Origin of the sequence: Streptococcus sanguinis SK1 = NCTC 7863, assembly GCF_000194945.1 — a bacterium.
Taxonomy (GTDB): domain Bacteria; phylum Bacillota; class Bacilli; order Lactobacillales; family Streptococcaceae; genus Streptococcus; species Streptococcus sanguinis.
On the sequence record NZ_GL878509.1, the window covers coordinates 342,690 to 364,663 of the forward strand.

Consider the following 21,974-nt stretch of genomic DNA (forward strand, 5'->3'; position numbering starts at 1 on the left):
AAGAAAAAAGTTTTAGGAGTTAAGTTAATTTCTTAACTTGATTATAGTATAATATCCATTCCTTAAAACTTCCTTAAAATAACTTAAACATTTTACTCTTATCTTGTACTTATTTATCAAGACAATGACATTCCAGCTGTGGCCAGCGTTTCTGCCAATTCTTCTTAGCCAAGCGCTCAGCATAGACACGCTGGCGCTCCTTATTGTCAAGAAAATGAGGAGTCGGTCTAACCTGAAAGTTTAAGATATCCTCCAAACCATAGGGAGCAAAAAGTTCCAGTTTGTCATTTGCCAACAAGCGCAGGCCGATAGCTGTGCAACGCTCAGGATACTTACTCATAGCTTCGCAAGCATTTTTATAAGGTGCTGTTCCAGGACTATGGCGGTGCATATAGGCTTGATTTCTCAGTTCCCATCGATACTGTGGCCAGTCTGCCTTGAGCTTGGCTTCCAGCTCTGTCGTCTCTGCTTCAGCATAACTCGGGTCAAAGAAAATGACATCTACATCCGTCTCTGAATCAAAACCTGGTCGCTCTGACAGCATATTCCAGATAAAATTCCTCACACATCCAGCTGCTAACCAAGAATCCTTGAGCTCCAGACTGCGAATAATTTCCAAAATCGCTCGGATGTCTGGATCTTGACCTAGTCGGTCTAAAATCTCCTTTTCTGTCATCATTCCTTCATATACTCGTATCCTAGATGCTCATAGGCTTTACGGGTAGCCACGCGTCCGGTCCGTGTCCGCATGACAAACCCTTTCTGAATCAGATAAGGCTCATACATGTCCTCCACCGTTTCACGCTCCTCAGCAATATTGACTGAGAGGGTTCCCAGCCCCACCGGACCGCCACCGTAGACCTCAATCATAGTCTTCAAAATCTTCTGGTCCACATAGTCCAGCCCTTCCTGGTCCACATCCAGCATGGAGAGAGCCTGGTCGGTTATCTTATCATCAATCAGGCCATTGCCCATAATCTGCGCATAGTCCCGCACCCGCTTGAGCAAACGGTTAGCAATCCGCGGCGTGCCTCGGCTACGCAAAGCCAGCTCCTTCGCAGCCTCGTGGGTAATAGCCATCTCAAAAATCTCTGCCGTCCGCTCAACGATTTCAGTCAGGTCGCCAGCTTCATAATACTCCATGTGACCAGTAATCCCAAAGCGAGCCCGCAGAGGATTGGACAGCATGCCTGCCCGAGTGGTCGCCCCAATCAAAGTGAAAGGCGGCAAATCCAGATGGACGCTGCGACTGGTCTCACCTGAGCCAATCATAATGTCGATGTAAAAGTCTTCCATAGCGCTGTACAGCACTTCCTCTACCGCCATTGGCAAGCGGTGAATCTCATCTATAAAGAGGACATCACCCGGTTCAAGGTCATTTAAGATCGCAACCAAATCACCAGACTTCTCAATCACCGGACCAGAAGTCTGCTTGAGATTTACGCCTAGTTCATTGGCAATGACAAAGGCCATGGTCGTCTTCCCCAGACCTGGAGGACCAAAAAGCAGGGTGTGGTCCAGCGCCTCATCCCTTAGCTTAGCCGCTTCAATAAAAATCTTCAGCTGATCCTTGACCTTGTCCTGACCGATATACTCCTGTAAATACTGGGGACGCAAGGTGCGCTCCACCAATTCCTCATCACCCATTAATTCATTGTCTAAAATTCTACTCATAGAACTATTATAGCAGAAAATAAAGCAGAGGAAGCAAATCTAATCCACGTCTGAACAAAAAAAGACCACCGGATTGGGTGGCCTTTATGGGAGATTATTATGAAAAAGTTTAGGATTTCTATCAAATAAAGTTAGGAGGTCTTCATTTGATACTCATAGTATACTGGCCTTAACTTAAAGAAATCTTAACTTTGTATAACGTATCCTTTAAAATTTAACATTTGAGTTACAATCCGATAAACTTCCCGTCTTATTCTAAAATTTGAGCAAAAAAAGACCACCAGATTGGGTGGCCTTTATGGGAGATTATTATGAAAAAGTTTAGGATTATCAAACAAAGTTAGGGGGCTTCATTTGATAAAAATAAGTATAGCAGCCTTAGCTTAAGAAAAACTTAAAGTAAAATTCAGTTAGCAAAAAAGATTTTGCTGTTGATTGTGGAGGCTTTTCCCTTGCTCAAGATTAGCTACTGAAAACATAGTCTCTGAAAACTGGACAAAGAAAAACGGCAGAAGGAGGTACTGCCGTTTTTTGTGCTCTTTCGCGATTGTTTCTTTATAAAGTTGCTGGTACATCAGCAAAATACACTGTCCTGCTGGTAAAAATCTGATTGGCCTTGAGAATGACATCTGACTGCTGGCTGCTGTGAATGGCATCCGGCAGGGCCTGGGCTTCCAGAGCTAAGCCATTATGCTGAATCATAGGCTGTCCGTCAAACCGAATAGAATCATCCACGCAATTCGCTGAATAAATCACTAGGCAGGGAGCCTGAGTCTGAATGGTCAGGCGGCGGCCCGATGCTGGATGATAGAGCGTGCCTGCCTGGTTTCGGCTTGGGCTTAGCGCAAAAGGATGATCCAAGCCAGATACCAGCCGAATTTGCTCATCAGTCGCGTCAAAAATTTCTTTAAGGGAAGCGCCCTTGGCCAGCTTCTTGACAAAGTCACGCTCTGCATCAGCCTTTTTTTCAGGAAGGCCGTCAGCTGCGATAGGATAGACACCATCAGTATTGAGCTGCAGGATATGATCATCTATCGGTTGATTGAAACGACCAGACAGGTTGAAATAGCTATGGTTGGTCGGATTGACCAAGGTATCTTGATCTGTCTGAACTTGATAGGAGATTTCCAGCTCGCCCTTCTCTGTCAGGGTATAGGAAACCCAGATTTTCAGATTGCCAGGAAAACCGCCAGTTCCGTCTGTACGCTCTGTATAAAATGTGAGCCCGTCATTGCTGACTTCCTCTACTTCAAAAACGCTACTGTCCCAGCCGCTGGAGCCACTATGGTTGCAGTTTAAGCCATTATTGGCCTCTAGCTGAAAGCTCTGACCATTCAGCTCAAAAGCTGCTCCGGCAATACGTCCGGCCACCGGACCAATACTGGCTCCATGCTTGGGACTGTTCCCAATATAGTCCTCAAACTGATCAAACCCGACAACAATATTGTCAAAGCGATTGTCCTTATCAGGAGTGACATACTGGACAACGGTCGCTCCGTAGTTCATGACTATCAGACGATAACCTTGATCGTTTTCAAAAGTGTAAGCTAGAATCTCCTGACCGCCCAGCTTTCCAAAAATGGATTCTCGGTAAGATTTCATACCAAACCTCTTTTATCTATCTTGTTAAAAATCACGAACTTGCCAAGTCCTGTCTTCAAAAGGCAGGTCAAGCTTGTCCAGCCAAGACACAGCTGTTTGGCGCAAAACTTGATTAAGATCCTCGATATTCTGACGACCCGTCTCGTCCAACCACGCTTGAGCTGCTGCAGCTCCTTCTTGGGCAAAGACCGAGACTGCATCCTTCCAGGTAGCTCGTCCGCACAGAACTCCGTTAAACTGTGAGCCCGCTTCATGGGCTAGTCGCAGCGTTTCTTGGAAAAGCTCGGCACTGACACCAGCGCTGAGGAAGATGAAAGGTAAGTGTGTCGCATCTGACTGTTCTTTAAAGAAATCTCGGGCTTCCGTCACGCTGTAGACTGGCTCAACGCCTTCTTTGGTGAAGCCCTCAACAAAGTTCATATTGACTGGCACTTCAACCTTTAAAACATCTACATGATAGCGGGGATCTGAAAAGAGCTTGACTGCCTCGTTGACCTTATGCGGCTTAAGCTTGGCATAGTTAGCGTCCAAAACACTGTCACTCTTGGCATCATAGGTCAGAATCTCCAGAAAATAAGGAATGTCCTCAGCTAAGCATTCGCTACCCACGCGCTCAACCCAGGCCTGCTTGATGTCGTTAATTTCTGGTTTGTCATCCACATCATAGTAAATCAAGACCTTGACGGCATCTGCGCCCATGTCTCGGATGCGACTAGCTGACCAGTTTGGCAGCAAGTCCGGCAGGCGGCCCTCCGCTGTAGCATCATAGCCAGTCTTCTCGTAGGCCACTATTAGCCCACAGGACTCATCCCGCAGCTCAGCTGCCGGCAGACCGAACTCTGGATCCAGCAGGATAGAGCTGGCATAGGGCGTTAGCTGACTAGAGATTAATTCTTTGAACTGAACCAGAGCTTGGTCACCCGAAGGCGCATCTTCTCCGCTGGCCAGCATTTTCTTGAGCGAACCACGCTGGTCAATGGCCAAAGCCCCGATAATCCCCTGCTCGTCTGATAGTTTTTTCAGATGGCTCACTTTTTTGTGGCTAATTTGTAATTTCTCCATAACTTTTCCTTCTCTTACTCCTCAAAAGGGTGAATGATAACTCCTTGTACTACACGATTGACCGTGCCTGTCGGAGACGGTGTATCTGGACGGTTTTTGACCTTGAGCGAGGACAAGAGAGCAAAGAGCTGAGCGTAAACGATGTAAGGGAAGATGCGATAGCTATCTCCCAGAGGCTCTTGGGTACTTAGCACCACTTGCTCGACTCCTTCCAACTGCTCCTCCCGGTCAGTCAGCAAGACCAGTCTGCGGACAATCCCGTCACCAGCCACTTCCCGCACCAAGTCCAAATCATAAGCTTTGGCATAGCCATCTGTCGAACCAAAGACCAGAACGACTGTGTCTTGGTTAATCAGCGACTTAGGCCCATGCCGGAAACCGACTGGACTTTCGTACATAGTTGCAATTTGGCCGGCTGTCAGCTCTAAAATCTTGAGCTGGGCTTCATGCGCCAGACCAAAGAAAGGTCCTGCCCCCAGATAAATGACCCGACTGAAATCCAAATCAACCAGCTGCTGCACATATGCAACGCGTTCTAAAACATCCTGGCTGAGCTGAATCAGAGCCGCAACCTTGGCTTCCTTCTGGGCTAGTTCAGCCCGGTCAAAGACCAAAAGGGCTGTCAGCATCATAGAGCTGAAACTAGAGGTCATGGCAAAGCCAGCATCATTAGAAGCTTCTGGCTGCAGGAGCAAAAGATTCTTTTCATCACCTTGGGCCTGCTGGGCTAGCTTGCCTTGGGCAGCACAGGTAATGGTAATCTGGTACAAGTCATCTACCAACTGCTTAGCCAAGTCCACAGTCGCTACACTTTCTGGGGAATTACCGCTGCGGGCAAAGGAAACCAGCACTGTCGGTACTTCTCTCTTCAGATGCACCAAGGGATTGGCTACGATATCTGTTGTCGCAATAGCGTTGAAATTCCATTTGCGCTCATCATAAATCTGCCTGAAATAAGGCGTCAAAGTATCTCCGACGTAGGCTGATGAGCCGGCTCCGGCAAAAATGACCTTGATGTAGTCATGTTTGTCCTCGATTTTTTTCAGAAAAGCAGCGATGTCTGCGGCTTGAGCCTTGTAATGTTCAAAGGCTTCCTGCCAGACCTCAGGCTGCTGATAGATTTCTCTCGTTGTGATGTCAGCCCCCAGACGCTGCAATTCTTCCTGTGAATAATCTAACATTCTCTTTCTCATTCCTTTCCATTATTTGAAAAAAGGGGGAGCAAGACAGAATCCAGAAAATCAAAGATTTTCGGCTCGCTGTCCCACCCCCGCGACGATGGCTAGGCTTGAAATATGCTTTTAACAAGCTTTTTCAAACCAGACAGCAACTGCATTTTGCAATGCTGAACCATCCATTTCCCTAGGCCAAGAGGCATCTCCCAAATTCCTCTTAGACCAATATGCTTGAATCATCCACTGTGGCCAATCTTTACCTATCAGCAGTCTCCCATCTGCTGACAGCGCAAGGACTTGACCCAACTAGAAGTGATTGTTCAAGCTTTTATTCATCTTCATCATCCATTAGGCCTGCTAGAACATCATTGACCTTAACAATATTCTCTGCTGCCTTGGATGGATAGCTAACTTCTGCTCCTGTCAAAGAAGAGTTAATAAACTCAATGACCATGGGCAGATTGACCCCCGCATAAAGCTCGATATCCTGTCCTTCCATAATGAAACGGCTGACTACATTACAAGGAGTGCCCCCCAAGAGATCCGCAAAGACCAAGTAATCCTCAAAATCTTTGACCGTCTCTAAGAATTTAGCTACGAAGTCTTCTGGACCTTCCTCCGGAAGCAGGGCTACTGCATGGATATCTTCCTGAGGCCCCATAATCATTTCCGTAGTGGTTTTCAGTTCTTCACAAAAGCGACCATGACTGACTAAAACTAATTTCTTACTCATAAATCACTCCATTATTCTGGCACTTGTCCCAGCAGGAAGTAGCCGATAGCAGAGAAGCTTACTGCCATGATAATGATAATGAAGATAGCCTTGGTAGAGTTCATTCCTTTCTTGCCCAAGAGCCAGAAGATAAAGCCTGTAAAGACTGCTGGAATCAAACGTGGGAAAATCAGATTCATCATGTCTTGGAAATCAATAGCTTTTTCACCGATGTTCCATACCCAGGATACTTCAAAGTTGATCATAGTAGCAATCAAACCACCCACCATAAAGATACCCAATACAGAAGCCGCTTCAACAAGAGCTGTCAAAGTACTTTGCATGTTGGTGATGAGATTGACCCCTTCTTTGTAGGCGAATTCTAACTGTTTCCAACGGAAAATGTCATAAGCAACTGCTACAGCAATCCAAAGGAAAATTCCCCAAGGCTGGCCTGCAATAGCCATGGTAGCAGCGATAGATCCCATGATGGCTGGCACAAGAGAGCCAAAGATGGAGTCTCCAAGAGGAGCAAATGGTCCCATAAGACCTGTCTTGATACCATTGACCGCATCTTTTGATTTAACACCGTCTTTTTCTTCCATAGCTAGGTCAAAACCTGCAATAATGGTGTGGAAGAAAGGTGATGTATTGAAGAATTGCGTATGCAATTTCATCATTTCTTGCAATTCTGGAGTGCCATCTCCGTACATTTTGCGCAGCTGAGGCAAGAGCATGTAGAGATAACCTGACCCTTGCATCCGCTCGTAGTTCCAGCCTAATTGGAAAGTGAACAAGCTGCGTTTATTGATTTGTTTAAAATCTTCTTTTGTTAATTTATAATTAGAGTTCGTCATCTTCAATTTCCTCACTTTCTGATTTTGTGCTAGCAGCTGGCGCAGCAACTACTGTTCTTTGGCTGTATTTGAAATGCTGTACTGCAAGGAAGATACCAAAGATAGCTACACCAATCATAGACAAACCTTTGAAGTTGTTGGCAAATGTGATCGCAGCATCTTTTGGAAGAGTCCCAACAATACTAGATACAGCCCCACCCAAAGTTTGAATGTTTGAGTAAAGCACAGTCAGCATAGCCGTCAAGCCAAAACCAAGAGCTAAGTAGTGAAGATTACGTTTAACTGGAAGGTAACGAAGCAAGATAGCAAATCCAAGTCCTGGTAACATACGACCAGCCAGTGTCAATCCTGCAGCCAGCCATTTCACACCAGCAACACCATCTACTATCGCTTGTACAAATGCTCCACCAAATGCCAGAGCCAGAAAGACTGGGAGGGCACGAGACAGAGCCCAAGGAAGTGCACCTAAGAGATAGTTGCGTTCAATACCTTTATAGTCGAAGCGTTCAACTGCTGCATCCACACGGTGCGCGAAATAAGTCGTTGTCATACGGCCTAAGATATCAAAGTAAGTTAGCAAAGTTGCTACCGGTACTGCGATTGTCGCGATAGCCAACTCTGGCTTAATGCCTTGTGCTACGGAGAAGGCTGTCGCCAAAACGGCACCTGATGTCGCATCAATACGAGAAGCTCCACCAAATGTCCCCACACCAAGAACGAACAATTGCAGGCTACCACCAATAAACAAACCGGTCGTCAAATCGCCCATAATCAAGCCAGTAATGAAACCAGCAAATACAGGAGATCCTGCTGACGAAACGATGGTCAACTCATCACAGATTTGATAAGCTGAGTACAAAGTGAGTAGTAAAATTTGCCACCATTGTATCATAACAATGTCCTCCTAAAATTTTGTCTTATTTTAATAACTTCATGAAGTCCTCAACCGGATCGTTGGGAACCATTTGCGCTGTCAGTTTTACTCCTTTTTCATGAAGCTTGTGAAAGGCTTCAACATCTGCATCTACCACATTGATAGAGCGAGTAATAGAGCGAGTTTCGTCTGACTGAGACATATTGCCGACGTTCAGCGTTTCCAGCGGAACACCAGCTTCGACCAACCGCAGGAAGCGGTCTGGCTTGCGAGCAACAATCAAGAGTCGCTGCGAATCATACTTGCCAGCCAAGATATTTTCTGCTGCCTTAGCAATCGGCAAGACACTGAGTTTCACGCCAGCTGGCGTTGCAAGCTTGAGCCCGCTCTTTTCGATAGCATTTTCAGCTACCTCATCGTCAATCACCATAATGCGTGAAATGTTGAGCTTGGTAGTCCAAAGATTGGCTACCTGTCCATGGATCAAACGTCCATCGATACGTGCACCTACTATTGTCATAGATTTTCCCCCTTTATTGTTTTAAATGTAGGTTGGTTAACTAAGTGAATGGTTTCGCTATAGATCCCTTCTGTCTCAAAGATAATGATGCGATTGTCGCCTTCTCTGAGCAGGCTGTGCGGGATATAAAGCGATAAGGTCGGTCCGACATTCCAGAAGCGGCCAATGCTGACACCGTTGACAAAGACGACGCCCTTGCCAAAGTCGGACAGTTCCAGATAAGTATCTTTAAGCGCTTTCATTTTAAAGTCAAAAGCGTAGAAAGCTGGTTGATTTTCCTGCCACTCTTTTGAAAAGTCGATCTTTTCTGGATGGTCCAGTGGCAGTGGATAATGCTGCCAGTCAAGCAGGAAGTGCAGATCCTTGCAGACACCGGTACGAATGCCCTTCTGCTGGGTATCTGCCAAGAGTTTGTGCCCATAATTGACCCGGCCCATATTTTCCATCAGAATGTCAAGCTGGTGCTCTGCCTTTTTCTGGCCGTCCACCATAATATCCTGACCGATTTCTGTCTGGTACTGGGTTGCAATGTGCTGACCGTCCACATAGAGCTGCATCCGGTCGCGGCCGTCAATGACACGGAGCCTTTCCTGATCAGCATCCCAACTAGCCCAAGTCCGATATAGCAAGTAGCCGACATTTTGCCCCAGCTCCTCCATCTTCATTGGATAGAGACTTTCGATAGGCTCTGCCAAGTCAGGCAGTGTCTCAAAGAGACTGACCTTCTGACTGAGCGGAATATTCCTGAGTTCAAAAGCCTCTTTCACCAGCGGCTCCATCTGCGGATACTCTGGATAATGCTCTTTCAGCATCCTCTGGACTGCATAGTACTTATCCGTCGGATTGCCTCGCTCATCAAGTAGAGCATCATAGTCATAGGAAGTTACCTGTGGCAGGTCAATGACACCTCTGGCCGAACAGCCGTTCATAAAGCCAAAGTTGGTACCGCCATGAAACATATAGAGATTGATTGAGCCCTGCTGGAGCACTTCGTGAACAGCTTGAGCCAGTTCGTCTGGATCTCGCTTGATGACAGGCTCTTTCCAGCGATTGAACCAGCCATCCCAGAACTCCATACACATGAGCGGCCACTTTTTGCCATGCTCGTCAAAGAATTCCTGCAGCTGGGCAAAATTGTAATCTGCCTTGGAGCCGAAATTTCCTGTCACAAAGACATCGTCATCAATCAGCGTACCCGCTCGAAGCGTAGCCCGCCAAGGCCCGTCTGAAGTAAAGAGCGGACAGGTTACACCTCGTTCTTCCATGAGCTGTCTGATTGCTCTCAGGTAGGCCTTGTCTTCCCCATAAGAACCGTACTCATTTTCCACCTGCATCATGAGGATATTTCCCCCATTGTCCAGCAGCCTTGGAGTCAGTCGCGGCAGCAGCTCGTCATAATAGCTGGCTACAGCCTGCAGAAAGGCCTCATTTGATGAGCGGATGCGCATATTTTCATTGAGCAGCCAGGCCGGCAGACCACCGAACTCCCACTCCGCGCAGATAAAAGGCGAAGGGCGGATAATGGCATAAAGTTCCAAATCCTGAGCCGTCTGTAAAAATGCCTCAATATCTAAAATCCCTTGGAAATCAAAGACACCTTTTTGGGGTTCGTGCATATTCCAGGGAAGATAGGTCTCCACTGTATTAAAGCCCAGAGCTTTGAGATTATAAAGGGAATGATACCAATCCTCAGGCTGTACCCGAAAATAGTGAATGGCTCCCGATAAAATCTTAAACTCCCGATCATCCAAACAGAAAGAATGACCAATTTTGAATCTTGCCATCTGATGTTCCCTTCGGTGTAAAACCGCTTTCATCTCTTATTAATATTAATATAATAAATTTTTGCATAAATGTCAACATTTTTTTTAAAAATATGTTAAAATCTTAAGTAAGAAAAGTAAAAAAAGAGAGGTGAACAAAATGGCTATTCCAAAATACCAACAAATCAAAGATGAGCTCAAGCAGCAAATCATTTCTGGCAAATTTGAAAATGGCGATAAGTTTTACACAGAGGCTGAGCTGATTCAGATGTTTAATGTCAGCTCCATTACTGTTGTCCGCGCTTTGAATGAACTGGCCAACGATGGCTACATCATCCGCCAGCAAGGCAAGGGAACCTTCGTTTCACGTGCAAGAAAGCACAAGCTGGTGGAATTTTCTGACGTTGAGACCTTCCCTATCCAAAAAGATAAGGTGACTGTTCTCTCCATCAAGCGTGGGAATGACCTGAAAATCTTGGATAAGCTAGAACTGGCACCAACGCAGTTCTACTATAAGATTGACCGGATCAGACGGACTGGCGATAAAATCTATATCTATCACCAAACCTATATCCCTGAGCAGTACATCAATCCTAACTATCCAGATATGGACTACTACAGCTCTATCTACAACCGCTTCAAAACTGACTACCACATTCACATGAATGATGAGCATTTTGAAGAGACCAATGAAATTGTCTTCCCAACACCAAAAGATGTTGCGAAAGTACTGGAAGTTGACACTAACTTCCCGACTGTTCATCAGGTGAAGATTACCCAGCTGGAAAGCACTGGACAGATCTTAGAGTACAGCGAAACTTACAAACGCGGTGACTTCTTCAAGATCAAGTTCATTTCCTGCAATCGGGACCACTAAGATTGAAAACGATGGCTTCTAATCGGCTGTCGTTTTTTCTTTCATCTTGTGTACTTATATCTATTATAAGTCTATCTATACCAATTTGCAATTCATTCTAAGAACTTTTGTTCATTAAAAAGTGAATTCTGTCAAAAAGTAAACATAGCCTATGTATTTGTCCTATTTTTAATCAATTTAAAGAAGAAAAAATAAAAAACACTGGCTGTTCCCCTGAAAATTGGTACAAGGATAAAGCAAAAAAGCTGGGATTGAATCCCAGCTTTTTGATATAAAATGTTCCTTATTTTGCAAATAAAGTCGTTTATCAAGTCTCCAGAAAACCTGCTATTTTTTTATTTCTAATTCACGGACCTGAAGCAAAACATTAGGCAAATCCGCCCCAGCCTGGAGAAGAGCAGCAGCCGTATAGGCTCCCTCTACCAAGGGAACATTGTTGATGATGATTTCCTTGTCAGAAAAGTCTGCGACCATTTCCAGATTCATCCGAGCTGAGCCCAGATCGAAAAAGGCCAAAATAGTGTCCTTGTCATTGGCATCTAAAGCTGCCTGAATCCCTTCAAAGCTGGTCCCGATGCTGCCGTCGTCCAATCCGCCCACATAGCTGATGGCCACATCTGCCGCCACCTGCGAAATGAGATCAAACAAGCCTTGGGCCAGGTTTTTGGAATGGGACACGATAAGAATGCCAGTATCTGCCATCAGCCTGCCTCCGTTTCTAACAGAGCCTCAAAGAGGAGACCAGATGAAGCCGAACCGGGATCGATATGACCGATAGAACGCTCCCCGACATAGGAAGCCCGCCCCTTGGTCGCCTTCAAATCCTTGGTCGCTTCCACTAGGGAACCAATCATTTCACGCGTCAAGTCTCCGGACTGCAGAGAAATGGGAATCGCCGACCAGACATCCACCATGGTCTTCTCACCTGGCACAGCCTTGCCCCGCTTCTGAATCATGTCCAGCCCAGCTTGGATGACTTCTGACAAGTCTTTACCGTCTTTTTCAGCCTTGGCCATGCCCATGAAGGCCGAGCCATAAAGAGGGCCTGAAGCACCGCCAACCTTGCTAATCAGCTGCATAGAAACAGCCTGAAAAACCTCAGCCGCACTGGCAAAGTCCTTAGCAGCTAGACTCTCCACTGCTGCCGCCATTCCCCTGGCCATATTGGCGCCATGATCACCATCACCGATGGGAGTATCAAGATCAGACAGATAGGCTTTCTGGTCCTGAATCTTCTCGTTGAACAACTGCATCCATTTTTTTGCTCGTGCTGCGTCCATAAGCACCTCCTTACCAAGCGGCTGTCGTGACAGGACTGTTGAGAGCCGTCAACCAGTCTGTCTGATCCAGCTCGATAAAGGTCAGAGAAATCCCCGCCATATCAATGGAGGTCATGTAATTACCCAGCTTTTTATAGACAACTTCGACTCCAGCATCTGCCAGAAGATTTGCTACATCGGCCGCAAAGACATACTGCTCCATGAGCGGTGTTGCACCCATACCATTGATGAGGATACCAATTTTCTTGCCAGATTTGAGCTCAACAGACTGACTTAGTTTTTCGACCAATTCCTTGGCTAAGTCCTTAGACGGCTGCATCTTTTCCTTGCGATAGCCAGGCTCACCATGGATGCCAATGCCGAACTCTATTTCATCATCAGCCAAAACAAAACCAGGCTTGCCAACTTCCGGTACGGTTGCCCCGCTCAGAGCCAAGCCAACCGTGTGAATATGTTTGACCAGCTCATCAGCCAGAGCCTTGATTTCAGTCAGAGATTTGCCTGCACGCGCCGCATCCCCTAGAATCTTATGGACAAGGATGGTACCAGCCACTCCGCGGCGACCTTGCGTATAGAGGCTGTCTTCCACTGCGATATCGTCATCTACGACGACACTAGCCACCTCAATCCCTTCCATCTCAGCCATTTCCTGAGCCATTTCAAAGTTCATAATGTCACCGGAATAATTCTTAATCACCATGAAGACCCCAGCACCCTCATCTGCTTCCTTGATAGCCTGCAAGACCTGGTCAGGTGTTGGCGAAGTAAAGACTGCTCCGCAAATAGCGGCCGAAAGCATGCCCTCCCCAACAAAGCCCGCGTGGGAAGGCTCATGACCACTGCCACCGCCAGAAATCAAGCCAACCTTGCCTGTCTTCTCGCTCTTACGGGCAATGATATCGAAGCCCTCCACCCGATAAACCAAATCGCTGTGAATATAGGCCAAGCCCTCCAGCATCTCGTCCACAACCGCTGTTGGATTATTGATAATTTTCTTCATAGGTGTCCTCCGTTTCTCAGCGTTTCTTTACAACGAGCAATCCACCCTAAAAAGAAAGCGCTATCATTTTAATGTTATTTTAACATTTTATCTTACCGAAAGCAAATTCTGTCACATCCTAGACTAGAGGAAAGCATCAAATTAGTTGACAAGAAAAAGTAGACAGTGTATACTAAAGATAGATAAGTAGACAGTGTATACTTTAGGAGAAAATGAATGAAACGCAATACTGCCCAGCTGAAAGAACAGCTCATTCAAACGGGGATTGAAGAAATCGGAAAACACGGAATTGAACAGCTTTCGCTTAGGACCGTTGCCAAGGCCTGCGGTGTAACTCACGGCACTCCATACCGCCATTTTGAGAGCAAGGAAGTCTACCTCAAGGTGGTTTTGACCCAGCTTTCGCTGTTTCTCAATCAGGAAATCAATGAAAAGATTGATGCGACAGCTTCTGCGCGTGATCAGCTGACCCAGCTTGGTCTTAATTTCATTATTTTTGCCAAGACCTACCCTCATTTTTTCGAAGCTCTCTTTATCAAATTCCCTTTTAAATATATGAAGGTGACGCAGGACACAATTCTCTTGGAGTCGGACTTGCCTGGATTTGATAAATTTAAGGAGCTTGTTTTAAAGCTTCGCAAGGAGGAAAATTTTAGCAATAGCGAAGCAGAAAGTCTTTTTCACTTTTGGAGCTTTATCACAGGCCTAGCCGTTCTAGCCAACAGTCCCATCGGACAAGACCTTGATCCTCAAGCCATCCAAAGCACGATTGAACACATGCTTGACATTTATATCAAAGGAGAACGATCATGAAAACCTTGATTATTTACACCCACCCCAGCCCAACTGGCTTCAATGCTGCTATTCTCAAAGAAGTTCAAAGCAACCTTTCTAAGAAGCATGAGGTGAAAACCTTGGACTTGTATGCTGAAAATTTTGATCCGATCTTGCGCTTTGACCAAGAACATAGACGCCGTGACCTGCACAAAGACCCTGAAATGGCCAAATACCGGGATTTGATTACTTGGGCAGACCATCTGATTTTCATTTTTCCTATCTGGTGGAGCGGTATGCCAGCCATTCTCAAAGGCTTTATCGATCGTGTCTTTGCGGCTGACTTTGCCTATTCTTATAAGAAAGTAGGCATGCAAGGCCACCTGCAAGGCAAGTCCGGATGGATTATCGCCAGCCATAATACACCAGCCTTTGCCCTGCCTTTTGTCCAAGACTACGGCAAGGTACTTAAAAATCAAATCCTGAAACTTTGTGGTATTTCTCCAGTCAAACTGACTGAACTCAACAGTGTAGAACGTAAAACAGACCAACAACGCCAAGAAATGCTCAAGAAAATCGGGCAACTGGCCAGTCAAATTTAAGATAAAGAAAATAGGCGCTTCTTACGAAATGCCTATTTTCTTGTTTAATCCAGCCCCACGCGCTTGAAGATTTCATCCACGCGCTTGGTGTAGTAAACCGGATTGAAGATTTCATCAATTTCTTCTTGAGTCAAGCGAGAAGTGACTTCTGGGTCCGCTTCGAGCAGAGGCTTGAAGTCCACTTGATTGTCCCAAGACTGGGCAGTCTTTGGCTGCACCAAGTCATAAGCCTGCTCCCGAGTCATGCCTTTTTCGATCAAGGTCAACATAGCCCGCTGGCTGAAGATGAGACCAAAGGTCGAGTTCATGTTGCGCTTCATGTTTTCTGGGAAGACAGTCAAGTTCTTGACGATATTACCGAAGCGGTTGAGCATATAGTCGATGAGAATGGTCGTGTCCGGAGCGATAATCCGCTCAGCTGATGAGTGGGAAATGTCACGCTCATGCCAGAGAGAGACATTCTCAAAGGCCGTCACCATGTGACCGCGAATAACACGCGCCAGACCAGTCATATTTTCAGAGCCAATTGGATTGCGTTTGTGAGGCATAGCCGATGAACCCTTTTGCCCCTTAGCAAAGAACTCTTCGACCTCGCGCTGCTCAGACTTTTGCAGACCGCGAATTTCAGTCGCCATGCGCTCGATAGATGTCGCAATCAAGGCTAAGGCAGAGAAGTATTCAGCGTGGAGGTCACGTGGCAATACTTGAGTCGAAATCTCCTGCGGACGGATGCCTAATTTCTCACAGACATAGCTTTCCACAAATGGCGGAATATTGGCAAAGTTTCCAACCGCACCAGAGATTTTCCCAGCTTCCACACCCGCAGCCGCAAGCTCGAAACGCTCGATATTGCGCTTCATTTCGCTGTACCAAGTCGCAAGCTTAAGACCAAAAGTCGTCGGCTCCGCATGCACCCCGTGGGTCCGCCCCATCATGATGGTGAACTTGTGCTCCCGCGCCCGCTCTGCAATGATATCGGTGAAGCGACGCAGATCCTCACGAATGATGTCATTGGCCTGCTTGTAGAGGTAGCCGTAAGCCGTATCCACCACATCGGTCGAGGTCAGGCCATAGTGCACCCACTTGCGCTCTTCGCCCAGTGTCTCAGAAACCGCTCGCGTGAAAGCCACCACATCGTGGCGCGTCTCCTGCTCAATCTCCAAGATGCGGTCGATGTCAAACCCAGCCTTCTCACGAATCAAGGCCACATCTTCCTTGGGAATCTCACCCAACTCAGCCCAGGCCTCATCAGCTAGAATCTCTACCTCCAGCCAAGCCTTGTACTTATTTTCCTCAGTCCAAATGTTCGCCATTTCGGGGCGGCTATATCTTTCAATCATTTTTAGTTTACCTTTCTTTTGTTTAAAGTTTCAGTTAAAGCAAGTCCGAAGCCCGTATTCAGTTGGATAAATACGAGTGCCCTTGTTCCTTTCTATATTTTTAGCTTATTTCGAGCGTTTAAACAACTACTGAAAATTTTAATTTATTTTCTTAAAACCAAGTATCTTTGCTAAAATTGAATCAATCTCCCAAGAGATTTTTAAGTCCAGAATAATTTCATCATCAATGACTTTAGATTTTTGAATAATATCATCATTGAAATCTAACCACAGATTATGATTTGATTTTGTTATATTCGATGCAAAGTCTTTAAAATTTTCAAATTGATGTTCATCTGCAAATATAAATCTAATAGTTTTATCATCAAGATAATCATATGACATAGCCCATTGGTTTATAACCTCTTGACAAATCAATTCAATCTTCTCATATTGAATTCTTTCAAATTCAGTATCTTTTTTAAACAAAGACAACTCTGTCTCATTGTCTGAATATGTCAATGTTCTATCCCAATTTATCACAATATTATCTTCTAATTCACTCTGTTCAATACCCAGTTCTAATAAAAACGTCCTTAACCAAAGTATAGGTGCATTTTCTATGTGATAAAACAGATTTTTATACATCCATTGTTCATCTTCAATTTGTTTTAGAATTTCTTCAGCATGATGATCTAGGCATGCTGAGAAATATTTTTTTATTTGTCCATAAATCTTACCTGAAATCATATATATATTGAGAACTGTCTCTAATCTATCATAAAGACCTTGGTACTCTCTTTCGTCAAGAAACGAAAGAGATGGGCCACTTTCATCTTTAGCTTCACAGAGGAATTTATTACGACAAATATCTAAAATTTTATAACCTGCAGCTAATTTTTTTAAGTAAGACGAAACACTAAATCCAATATTTTTATGATAATTCAACTCATATTGCTTATCAATATTATCATCTAGCTTAAATTTAGTCGCAAAATAAACATCTTTAGTAGCTTGGCTTAAAATATTCTCTAGTTCCTCAGGAGATAAATCTTCTGGAAATCCGTCCTCTAAATCCGAACTAAGGTAATCTAAGTCTTCAGACAGAGTTTCTCTAGCTTCTTTCAATAAACTTAAAGCACAATTAATACTTATTCTTTTGTCAACATCCTGCCTTAACATCTTTTTGACTATATTATCAAGTTCAAATAAAAATGGATACTCATCACTTATTAACCGAGGATTGTCACCGTGAGCGACTCTTTTAGTAAAACACTCATTAATAATTAATCCAAATGAATAAATGTCCACTGCTTGAGTTACATTTTGAGCATTGCCTTTAATATATTGTTCAGGAGCCAGATATACTCTGTTATTTAACAAATCATTTTTCTTAGTTAAACTAGAATCCTTGAAATGTGCAATACCAAAATCCGTTAAAACTAGATGTCCGTCGTCCGCAATCAATACGTTTTCTGGCTTTAAATCCCTGTGTATAATTCCTTTTCTATGAATATACTTTAAAGCTTCTCCAAGTTCAATAATAATATTAAAAATCTGCTCATAATCTAATAATTGGGGAATGATCTTCTTTAAATCATTTTCATAGAATGGCATGATACTGTACTGAACTTCTTCACCATCAATCAATAACTCTCCATAAATAGGTTTTATAATATTGGGATGATTTAATTTTTGAACACTTTCAATTTCCTGTTTATATCTTTGAACTCTATCCGTTCTTAAATCTTTAATAATTTTGATAGCATAAAAATTTTGTTCTTTCTCCGCTTTGTATACAGTACCTTCTCCACCTTCTTTTGGATCTTCACCACTAATAGTATAGCCAAGTTCTAAAAGTTCCTTTTGTAATTTTTTTAATTTTACCATTTTTTCAAACTCTTCTTTCCCAATCCATACAGACGGGTAGTGATCTAGTGTATTCAAATCAGTATCCAATGGCAAATCATAAATTGCTAAATAGTTTTCGGGGTATTGAGCAACTAGCTCTTCATACTTAGCCTTCACTTTTTCGTGATTGTTACTAGCATACAAAACTTCTATAACTGCTCCAGTCTTATCCTTCTCAACAAAAGCATTGACAATGATTTGAATCATAGATTTTTTCCATTAAATTCTAAAAATTTTCTTCTTCCTCAGAATCTTCGTAAACACAAAATTCAATCGAAAGTTTTATGGGGCGACTTGTTAATCCACAACTCTCTATATATTCATAGACCTCATCATCATCGCGCGTATGCTCTATAACTAGCTGATTATTTGTTATCTCTACAATATGAATGCCTTCTGCATCCGGAATTTCTGGAATGACTACATCATCCGCATAAGTAAATGTTAGAGTAGTAATATCATCCTCAAATACATCATCGAATTCTTCCATCATTCTAAAAATCAATCCCTTTCCCTAATTCAACCACGCTATCTGGCGCATCACTACGCAAGGTCACATGACCCACCTTACGATTGCACTTGTCTTCTATGGTCACTTATTTACCGCCCACTCTGCTGCTTTCTCTGCGTGGATTACTGTTGTGTCGTAGAGAGGCAGGTCAGTGTCGGATTGCTTGACGAGGAGACCTATCTCGGTACAACCCAAGATAACAGCTTCTGCGCCTGCTTTTTTCAAATCATCTATAACGGCAAGATAAGTCTGCTTTGAGCTTTCTTTGATATCTCCTAGACAGAGTTCATCATAAATAATTCGATTAACCTCTGTAATGCCAGCTTGATCTGGAATCAGCACTTCTAAACCAGATTCTATTAATTTCTCCTTGTAAAAATCTTGAGTCATGGTGTACTTGGTTCCTAGGAGGCCGACTCTTTGAATCCCGTCAGCCAACAAGGCCTGCGCAGTTGCTTGCGCAATATGCAAGATTGGAATCGCAATCTGCTCTTGTATCTGCGGAGCAACCTTGTGCATGGTGTTGGTGCAAATAACAATGAAATCTGCACCTGCTTGCTCCAAGCGCTTAGCAACATCTGCCAAAAGTTGACCGCTTTTCTCCCAGTCCCCTACTGCTTGATAATGCTCAATCTCTGCAAAATCAACACTGTAAAGCAGAATCTTAGCTGAATGCAAGCCTCCCAGCTCTTTTTTGATGGTTTCGTTAATGATTTGGTAGTAAGATGTGGTGCTTTCCCAACTCATACCACCAATCAGGCCAATAGTTTTCATAGGCTAATCAAACTCCTCCTTGCTTATCGCCACCGACGGATAGTGCGACAAGCTACTCAGATCTGTATCCAATGGCAAATCATAGATAGCTAGATAATTGTTTGGATATTGAATCTTTAATTCCTGATATTTGGCTTTTACTTTTTCATGGTTGGCACTGGCAAAGAGCACTTCTACAACAGCAGTTTCTTTGCCTCCTTCCACAAAAGCATTGACGATGATTTGAATCATAGAAACCTCCTATATCACAATTCAACATCTAACTTTAAAATATCTCCCTTTTCTCCATAATGGAGAAGCCGCAGATATTCTCCCCAAACTCTGGACTTGCCAATGTCTGTATTCATCCAGCTATCCCGACCAATCTCAACATCCTTGTAAAAGGCGTTGAAGGTATATGGGATGTAGCGAAGATGCTTCGGTAAGTGCTGAGCCAAAGTCCGCCATTGCCTACCAGTCGCGTGGCTTTTGCAAATGAACATAACGGTCTCAACAGTGTTAAAATCAAAAATTTCTTTGGCAAACAGTACATTTTCTAAAGTATTGCTAGAGGAGCTTTCAGATTTAATCGCTTCTTCAGGAATGCCCGCAGCCAGCAGATGCTGAATAATAACCTCTGCCTCTGTATGTCCATTCCAATCTGGATGAGGCGTACCTGTCAAACTTCGGCCGCCAGTCACAATGATTCGTCTTACATAGCCTTTTTGATATGCCTCAATAGCTCTTTCCCAGTGGCCTGAGTGAGTCCCGCTGAAAACAAATAAAACATCACACGGCTGAGGTTCGATTATTTCTCCAAAAACACTCTTAGTTAAAAAGGAAATTTCTTTATCAGAGAACTCTTTCGGAACTTCTGGACTTTTTGGGATAATTGGTCTCATCTATAACATTTCCTCCACAGAGTTTTCTTAAAAATCAATCCCTTTCCCTAATTCAACCACACTATCCGGCACATCACTAAACAAAGTCACATGCCCCATCTTGCGGTTGTGCTTCGCTTCTATTTTACCATACAGGTGGAGGTGGGCGCTTGGATTTTCTGTGACATATTTCTCAGCGGCTTCGATATGCTGGCCGAGTACGTTGAGCATAACGGCTGGAGCATGCAGGTGGATAGCTGGCAATGGTGCTCCGAGAACGCCGAGAATATGGGTGTCAAACTGCGAGAAGTCGCAGGCTTCGATAGAGTAGTGGCCAGAGTTGTGTGGACGTGGGGCAATCTCGTTGACAATGATATCATCAGCCGTCGCAAACATTTCCACACAAAGGGTTCCAGACAGCTTGAGCTGTTCTGCGATTCGCACCGCCATTGCTTTGGCCTTGTTAGCCAGACTTTCTGAAATGCGGGCTGGCACGATGGTCTTAGACAGGATATTGTTGCGGTGGATATTTTCCTGAACTGGGAAAACCGTGACGTCCTTGCCATTTCCTGACACGATTACGGAAATTTCAAGGTCAAAATTGACAAACTCTTCTAAGACACAAGCTGATGAGTCAGCTAGCGCATAGGCTTCTGCCAAGTCTGCTTCTGAGCGAATAACCTTTTGCCCATGACCGTCATAGCCGCCTGTCGCAGTCTTGAGGACATAGTTTTTCGACAGGTCCATATCTGCCAAGTCTTGGCTAGAAGTCACGACCTTGTAGGGTGCAACGGTGACTTGGGCCTTGTTTGAGAGAAAATCCTTTTCAAAAATCCGATTTTGAGAAATGCGGAGCAGGTCCGTTCCTTGAGGGAGCTGACCATCCTTGATAACGGCATCCAAACCGTCCGCATCGACATTTTCAAACTCATAGGTCAGGACATCGCAACGATCAGCCAGCTGACGAAGGGCGTCCACATCATTATAAGGCGCCACGATGACCTCTGCCACACGAGAGGCCGGGCAATTCGCCGCTGGATCTAGCGCGATGACCTTGTGCCCCATGTAGATAGCAGAAATGGCCATCATCTGACCCAGCTGACCGCCACCGATGATTCCGATTGTTTTAGATGAGCTCATTCGTAGACTCCTCAGCGATTTTTCCTTGTTCTTCAGCAAAATCTGCTAGCGCGGCTGCTAGGCCTTGATCTTCAATGGCCAAGATCCGAAGGGCAGTCAGGGCAGCGTTTGTCGCTCCCGCTTCCCCAATAGCCATAGTTGCCACAGGTACACCGCCTGGCATCTGCACAATCGAATAAAGCGAGTCCAGACCACTGAGAGCGCGTGATTTGACCGGTACACCGATGACAGGCAGAGTGGTCTTAGCCGCTACCCTTCCTGGCAAATGGGCTGCACCACCAGCACCTGCTATGATGACTTTGATGCCGCGACTGCGGGCTTCTTCTGCATGCTGAAACATGAGGTCAGGCGTGCGGTGGGCAGAGACGACTTTCTTTTCGTAGGCTACACCGAAGCGATCTAGGATTTGGGCAGTTTTTTGCATGGTTGCCCAGTCGGATTTTGAGCCCATGATGATGGAAATAATTGGTTTCATTGTTAATATCCTTTTTCTTTTTGATAATGGTCTTAGGTGGTGGGTCGGAAGCAAACCTTCGGTTTCATTCCTAAAATTTGAGCCTGAAGTCTCAAATTTTCCCTAGACCAGAACATACACTGTTCTGGTCTTTTCACCACAGCGACCATTATCATATTTGGCGACTGCATCGCCTAAGCTAGCGCTAGTATTGCAAATGCTCGAATAAATTC

The 21,974-nt window shown here is 44.7% G+C and carries 24 protein-coding genes and 2 pseudogenes; 3 read left to right on the forward strand and 23 right to left on the reverse strand.

Annotated features, from left to right (window positions below):
• Positions 1-109: 109 nt before the first annotated feature.
• From HMPREF9378_RS02095 to HMPREF9378_RS02050, 10 genes are all read right to left on the reverse strand, one after another.
• On the reverse strand, positions 110-679 hold the full coding sequence (locus HMPREF9378_RS02095; RefSeq protein WP_002914218.1) for a nucleotidyltransferase family protein: 570 nt from the start codon (positions 677-679) through the stop codon (positions 110-112).
• Positions 676-1,674: a Holliday junction branch migration DNA helicase RuvB gene (gene ruvB / locus HMPREF9378_RS02090; RefSeq protein ID WP_002908428.1), complete on the reverse strand. Its 999-nt coding sequence runs from the start codon at positions 1,672-1,674 to the stop codon at positions 676-678. Before ruvB ends, HMPREF9378_RS02095 begins: the two co-directional genes overlap by 4 nt.
• Before the next feature lie 555 nt (positions 1,675-2,229).
• Positions 2,230-3,276, reverse strand: a complete 1,047-nt coding sequence (locus HMPREF9378_RS02085) for an aldose epimerase family protein (RefSeq protein WP_002914220.1) — start codon at positions 3,274-3,276, stop codon at positions 2,230-2,232.
• A 24-nt stretch (positions 3,277-3,300) separates the two neighbouring features.
• Positions 3,301-4,338 carry a tagatose-bisphosphate aldolase gene (gene lacD / locus HMPREF9378_RS02080; RefSeq protein ID WP_002901976.1) on the reverse strand — a complete coding sequence of 346 codons (1,038 nt, stop codon included), beginning with the start codon at positions 4,336-4,338 and terminating at the stop codon, positions 3,301-3,303.
• Between the two features lie 14 nt (positions 4,339-4,352).
• The gene (locus HMPREF9378_RS02075; protein WP_002901975.1) at positions 4,353-5,531 is read right to left on the reverse strand and encodes an SIS domain-containing protein; all 1,179 of its coding nucleotides are present in this window, start codon (positions 5,529-5,531) and stop codon (positions 4,353-4,355) included.
• A 310-nt stretch (positions 5,532-5,841) separates the two neighbouring features.
• Positions 5,842-6,246: a PTS sugar transporter subunit IIA gene (locus HMPREF9378_RS02070; RefSeq protein ID WP_002914221.1), complete on the reverse strand. Its 405-nt coding sequence runs from the start codon at positions 6,244-6,246 to the stop codon at positions 5,842-5,844.
• A gap of 11 nt (positions 6,247-6,257) precedes the next feature.
• Positions 6,258-7,082 carry a PTS system mannose/fructose/sorbose family transporter subunit IID gene (locus tag HMPREF9378_RS02065; RefSeq protein ID WP_002914222.1) on the reverse strand — a complete coding sequence of 275 codons (825 nt, stop codon included), beginning with the start codon at positions 7,080-7,082 and terminating at the stop codon, positions 6,258-6,260.
• Entirely contained in the window at positions 7,069-7,974 is a 906-nt protein-coding gene (locus HMPREF9378_RS02060; protein ID WP_002901969.1) for a PTS mannose/fructose/sorbose/N-acetylgalactosamine transporter subunit IIC, read from the reverse strand. The genes HMPREF9378_RS02065 and HMPREF9378_RS02060 overlap by 14 nt, the downstream gene beginning before the upstream one ends.
• A 25-nt stretch (positions 7,975-7,999) precedes the next feature.
• Positions 8,000-8,476: a PTS system mannose/fructose/N-acetylgalactosamine-transporter subunit IIB gene (locus HMPREF9378_RS02055; RefSeq protein WP_002898809.1), complete on the reverse strand. Its 477-nt coding sequence runs from the start codon at positions 8,474-8,476 to the stop codon at positions 8,000-8,002.
• On the reverse strand, positions 8,473-10,293 hold the full coding sequence (locus tag HMPREF9378_RS02050; RefSeq protein WP_002914223.1) for a glycoside hydrolase family 35 protein: 1,821 nt from the start codon (positions 10,291-10,293) through the stop codon (positions 8,473-8,475). Before HMPREF9378_RS02050 ends, HMPREF9378_RS02055 begins: the two co-directional genes overlap by 4 nt.
• A gap of 106 nt (positions 10,294-10,399) precedes the next feature.
• Here HMPREF9378_RS02050 and HMPREF9378_RS02045 point away from each other — a divergent pair, with 106 nt between their 5' ends.
• Positions 10,400-11,116, forward strand: a complete 717-nt coding sequence (locus tag HMPREF9378_RS02045) for a GntR family transcriptional regulator (RefSeq protein ID WP_002914224.1) — start codon at positions 10,400-10,402, stop codon at positions 11,114-11,116.
• Between the two features lie 327 nt (positions 11,117-11,443).
• Here HMPREF9378_RS02045 and dhaM read toward each other — a convergent pair whose 3' ends face one another.
• The 3 genes from dhaM to dhaK are packed head-to-tail and all read right to left on the reverse strand — an operon-like array spanning position 11,444 to position 13,396.
• Positions 11,444-11,818, reverse strand: a complete 375-nt coding sequence (gene dhaM, locus HMPREF9378_RS02040; protein WP_002898815.1) for a dihydroxyacetone kinase phosphoryl donor subunit DhaM — start codon at positions 11,816-11,818, stop codon at positions 11,444-11,446.
• Positions 11,818-12,396, reverse strand: a complete 579-nt coding sequence (gene dhaL, locus HMPREF9378_RS02035) for a dihydroxyacetone kinase subunit DhaL (RefSeq protein WP_002914225.1) — start codon at positions 12,394-12,396, stop codon at positions 11,818-11,820. Before dhaL ends, dhaM begins: the two co-directional genes overlap by 1 nt.
• A 10-nt stretch (positions 12,397-12,406) precedes the next feature.
• Positions 12,407-13,396: a dihydroxyacetone kinase subunit DhaK gene (gene dhaK / locus HMPREF9378_RS02030; protein WP_002914226.1), complete on the reverse strand. Its 990-nt coding sequence runs from the start codon at positions 13,394-13,396 to the stop codon at positions 12,407-12,409.
• A gap of 216 nt (positions 13,397-13,612) precedes the next feature.
• On the opposite strand from dhaK, the gene HMPREF9378_RS02025 reads away from it, so the two are divergent.
• Entirely contained in the window at positions 13,613-14,209 is a 597-nt protein-coding gene (locus HMPREF9378_RS02025; RefSeq protein ID WP_002914227.1) for a TetR/AcrR family transcriptional regulator, read from the forward strand.
• A complete protein-coding gene (locus tag HMPREF9378_RS02020) occupies positions 14,206-14,772 on the forward strand; it encodes an NAD(P)H-dependent oxidoreductase (protein ID WP_002914228.1) in 567 nt (188 codons plus the stop codon). The genes HMPREF9378_RS02025 and HMPREF9378_RS02020 overlap by 4 nt, the downstream gene beginning before the upstream one ends.
• A gap of 44 nt (positions 14,773-14,816) precedes the next feature.
• Here the strand turns inward: HMPREF9378_RS02020 and purB are convergent, their stop codons facing one another.
• The 10 genes and pseudogenes from purB to purE form a co-directional block, all read right to left on the reverse strand.
• On the reverse strand, positions 14,817-16,112 hold the full coding sequence (gene purB / locus HMPREF9378_RS02015; protein ID WP_002898823.1) for an adenylosuccinate lyase: 1,296 nt from the start codon (positions 16,110-16,112) through the stop codon (positions 14,817-14,819).
• A 138-nt stretch (positions 16,113-16,250) separates the two neighbouring features.
• On the reverse strand, positions 16,251-17,981 hold the full coding sequence (locus HMPREF9378_RS11375) for a serine/threonine-protein kinase (protein ID WP_223330906.1): 1,731 nt from the start codon (positions 17,979-17,981) through the stop codon (positions 16,251-16,253).
• A 3-nt stretch (positions 17,982-17,984) separates the two neighbouring features.
• Positions 17,985-18,209, reverse strand: a pseudogene (locus tag HMPREF9378_RS11795) (hypothetical protein); the annotation flags it as partial.
• 19 nt (positions 18,210-18,228) lie between these two features.
• Positions 18,229-18,495, reverse strand: a complete 267-nt coding sequence (locus HMPREF9378_RS02010) for a hypothetical protein (RefSeq protein WP_002914230.1) — start codon at positions 18,493-18,495, stop codon at positions 18,229-18,231.
• Between the two features lies 1 nt (position 18,496).
• A pseudogene (locus tag HMPREF9378_RS11380) lies at positions 18,497-18,592 on the reverse strand (phosphoribosylaminoimidazole carboxylase); the annotation flags it as partial.
• Between the two features lie 2 nt (positions 18,593-18,594).
• Positions 18,595-19,287, reverse strand: a complete 693-nt coding sequence (locus HMPREF9378_RS02005) for an aspartate/glutamate racemase family protein (protein WP_002914231.1) — start codon at positions 19,285-19,287, stop codon at positions 18,595-18,597.
• Between the two features lie 3 nt (positions 19,288-19,290).
• The gene (locus tag HMPREF9378_RS02000; protein WP_002914232.1) at positions 19,291-19,518 is read right to left on the reverse strand and encodes a hypothetical protein; all 228 of its coding nucleotides are present in this window, start codon (positions 19,516-19,518) and stop codon (positions 19,291-19,293) included.
• Positions 19,519-19,532: 14 nt separating this feature from the next.
• Complete coding sequence (locus HMPREF9378_RS01995; RefSeq protein WP_002914234.1) at positions 19,533-20,168, reverse strand: YdcF family protein; 636 nt, start codon at positions 20,166-20,168, stop codon at positions 19,533-19,535.
• A 27-nt stretch (positions 20,169-20,195) separates the two neighbouring features.
• On the reverse strand, positions 20,196-21,287 hold the full coding sequence (gene purK / locus HMPREF9378_RS01990; RefSeq protein WP_002914235.1) for a 5-(carboxyamino)imidazole ribonucleotide synthase: 1,092 nt from the start codon (positions 21,285-21,287) through the stop codon (positions 20,196-20,198).
• The gene (purE, locus tag HMPREF9378_RS01985) at positions 21,274-21,762 is read right to left on the reverse strand and encodes a 5-(carboxyamino)imidazole ribonucleotide mutase (RefSeq protein WP_002914238.1); all 489 of its coding nucleotides are present in this window, start codon (positions 21,760-21,762) and stop codon (positions 21,274-21,276) included. The genes purK and purE overlap by 14 nt, the downstream gene beginning before the upstream one ends.
• Positions 21,763-21,974 lie beyond the last annotated feature (212 nt).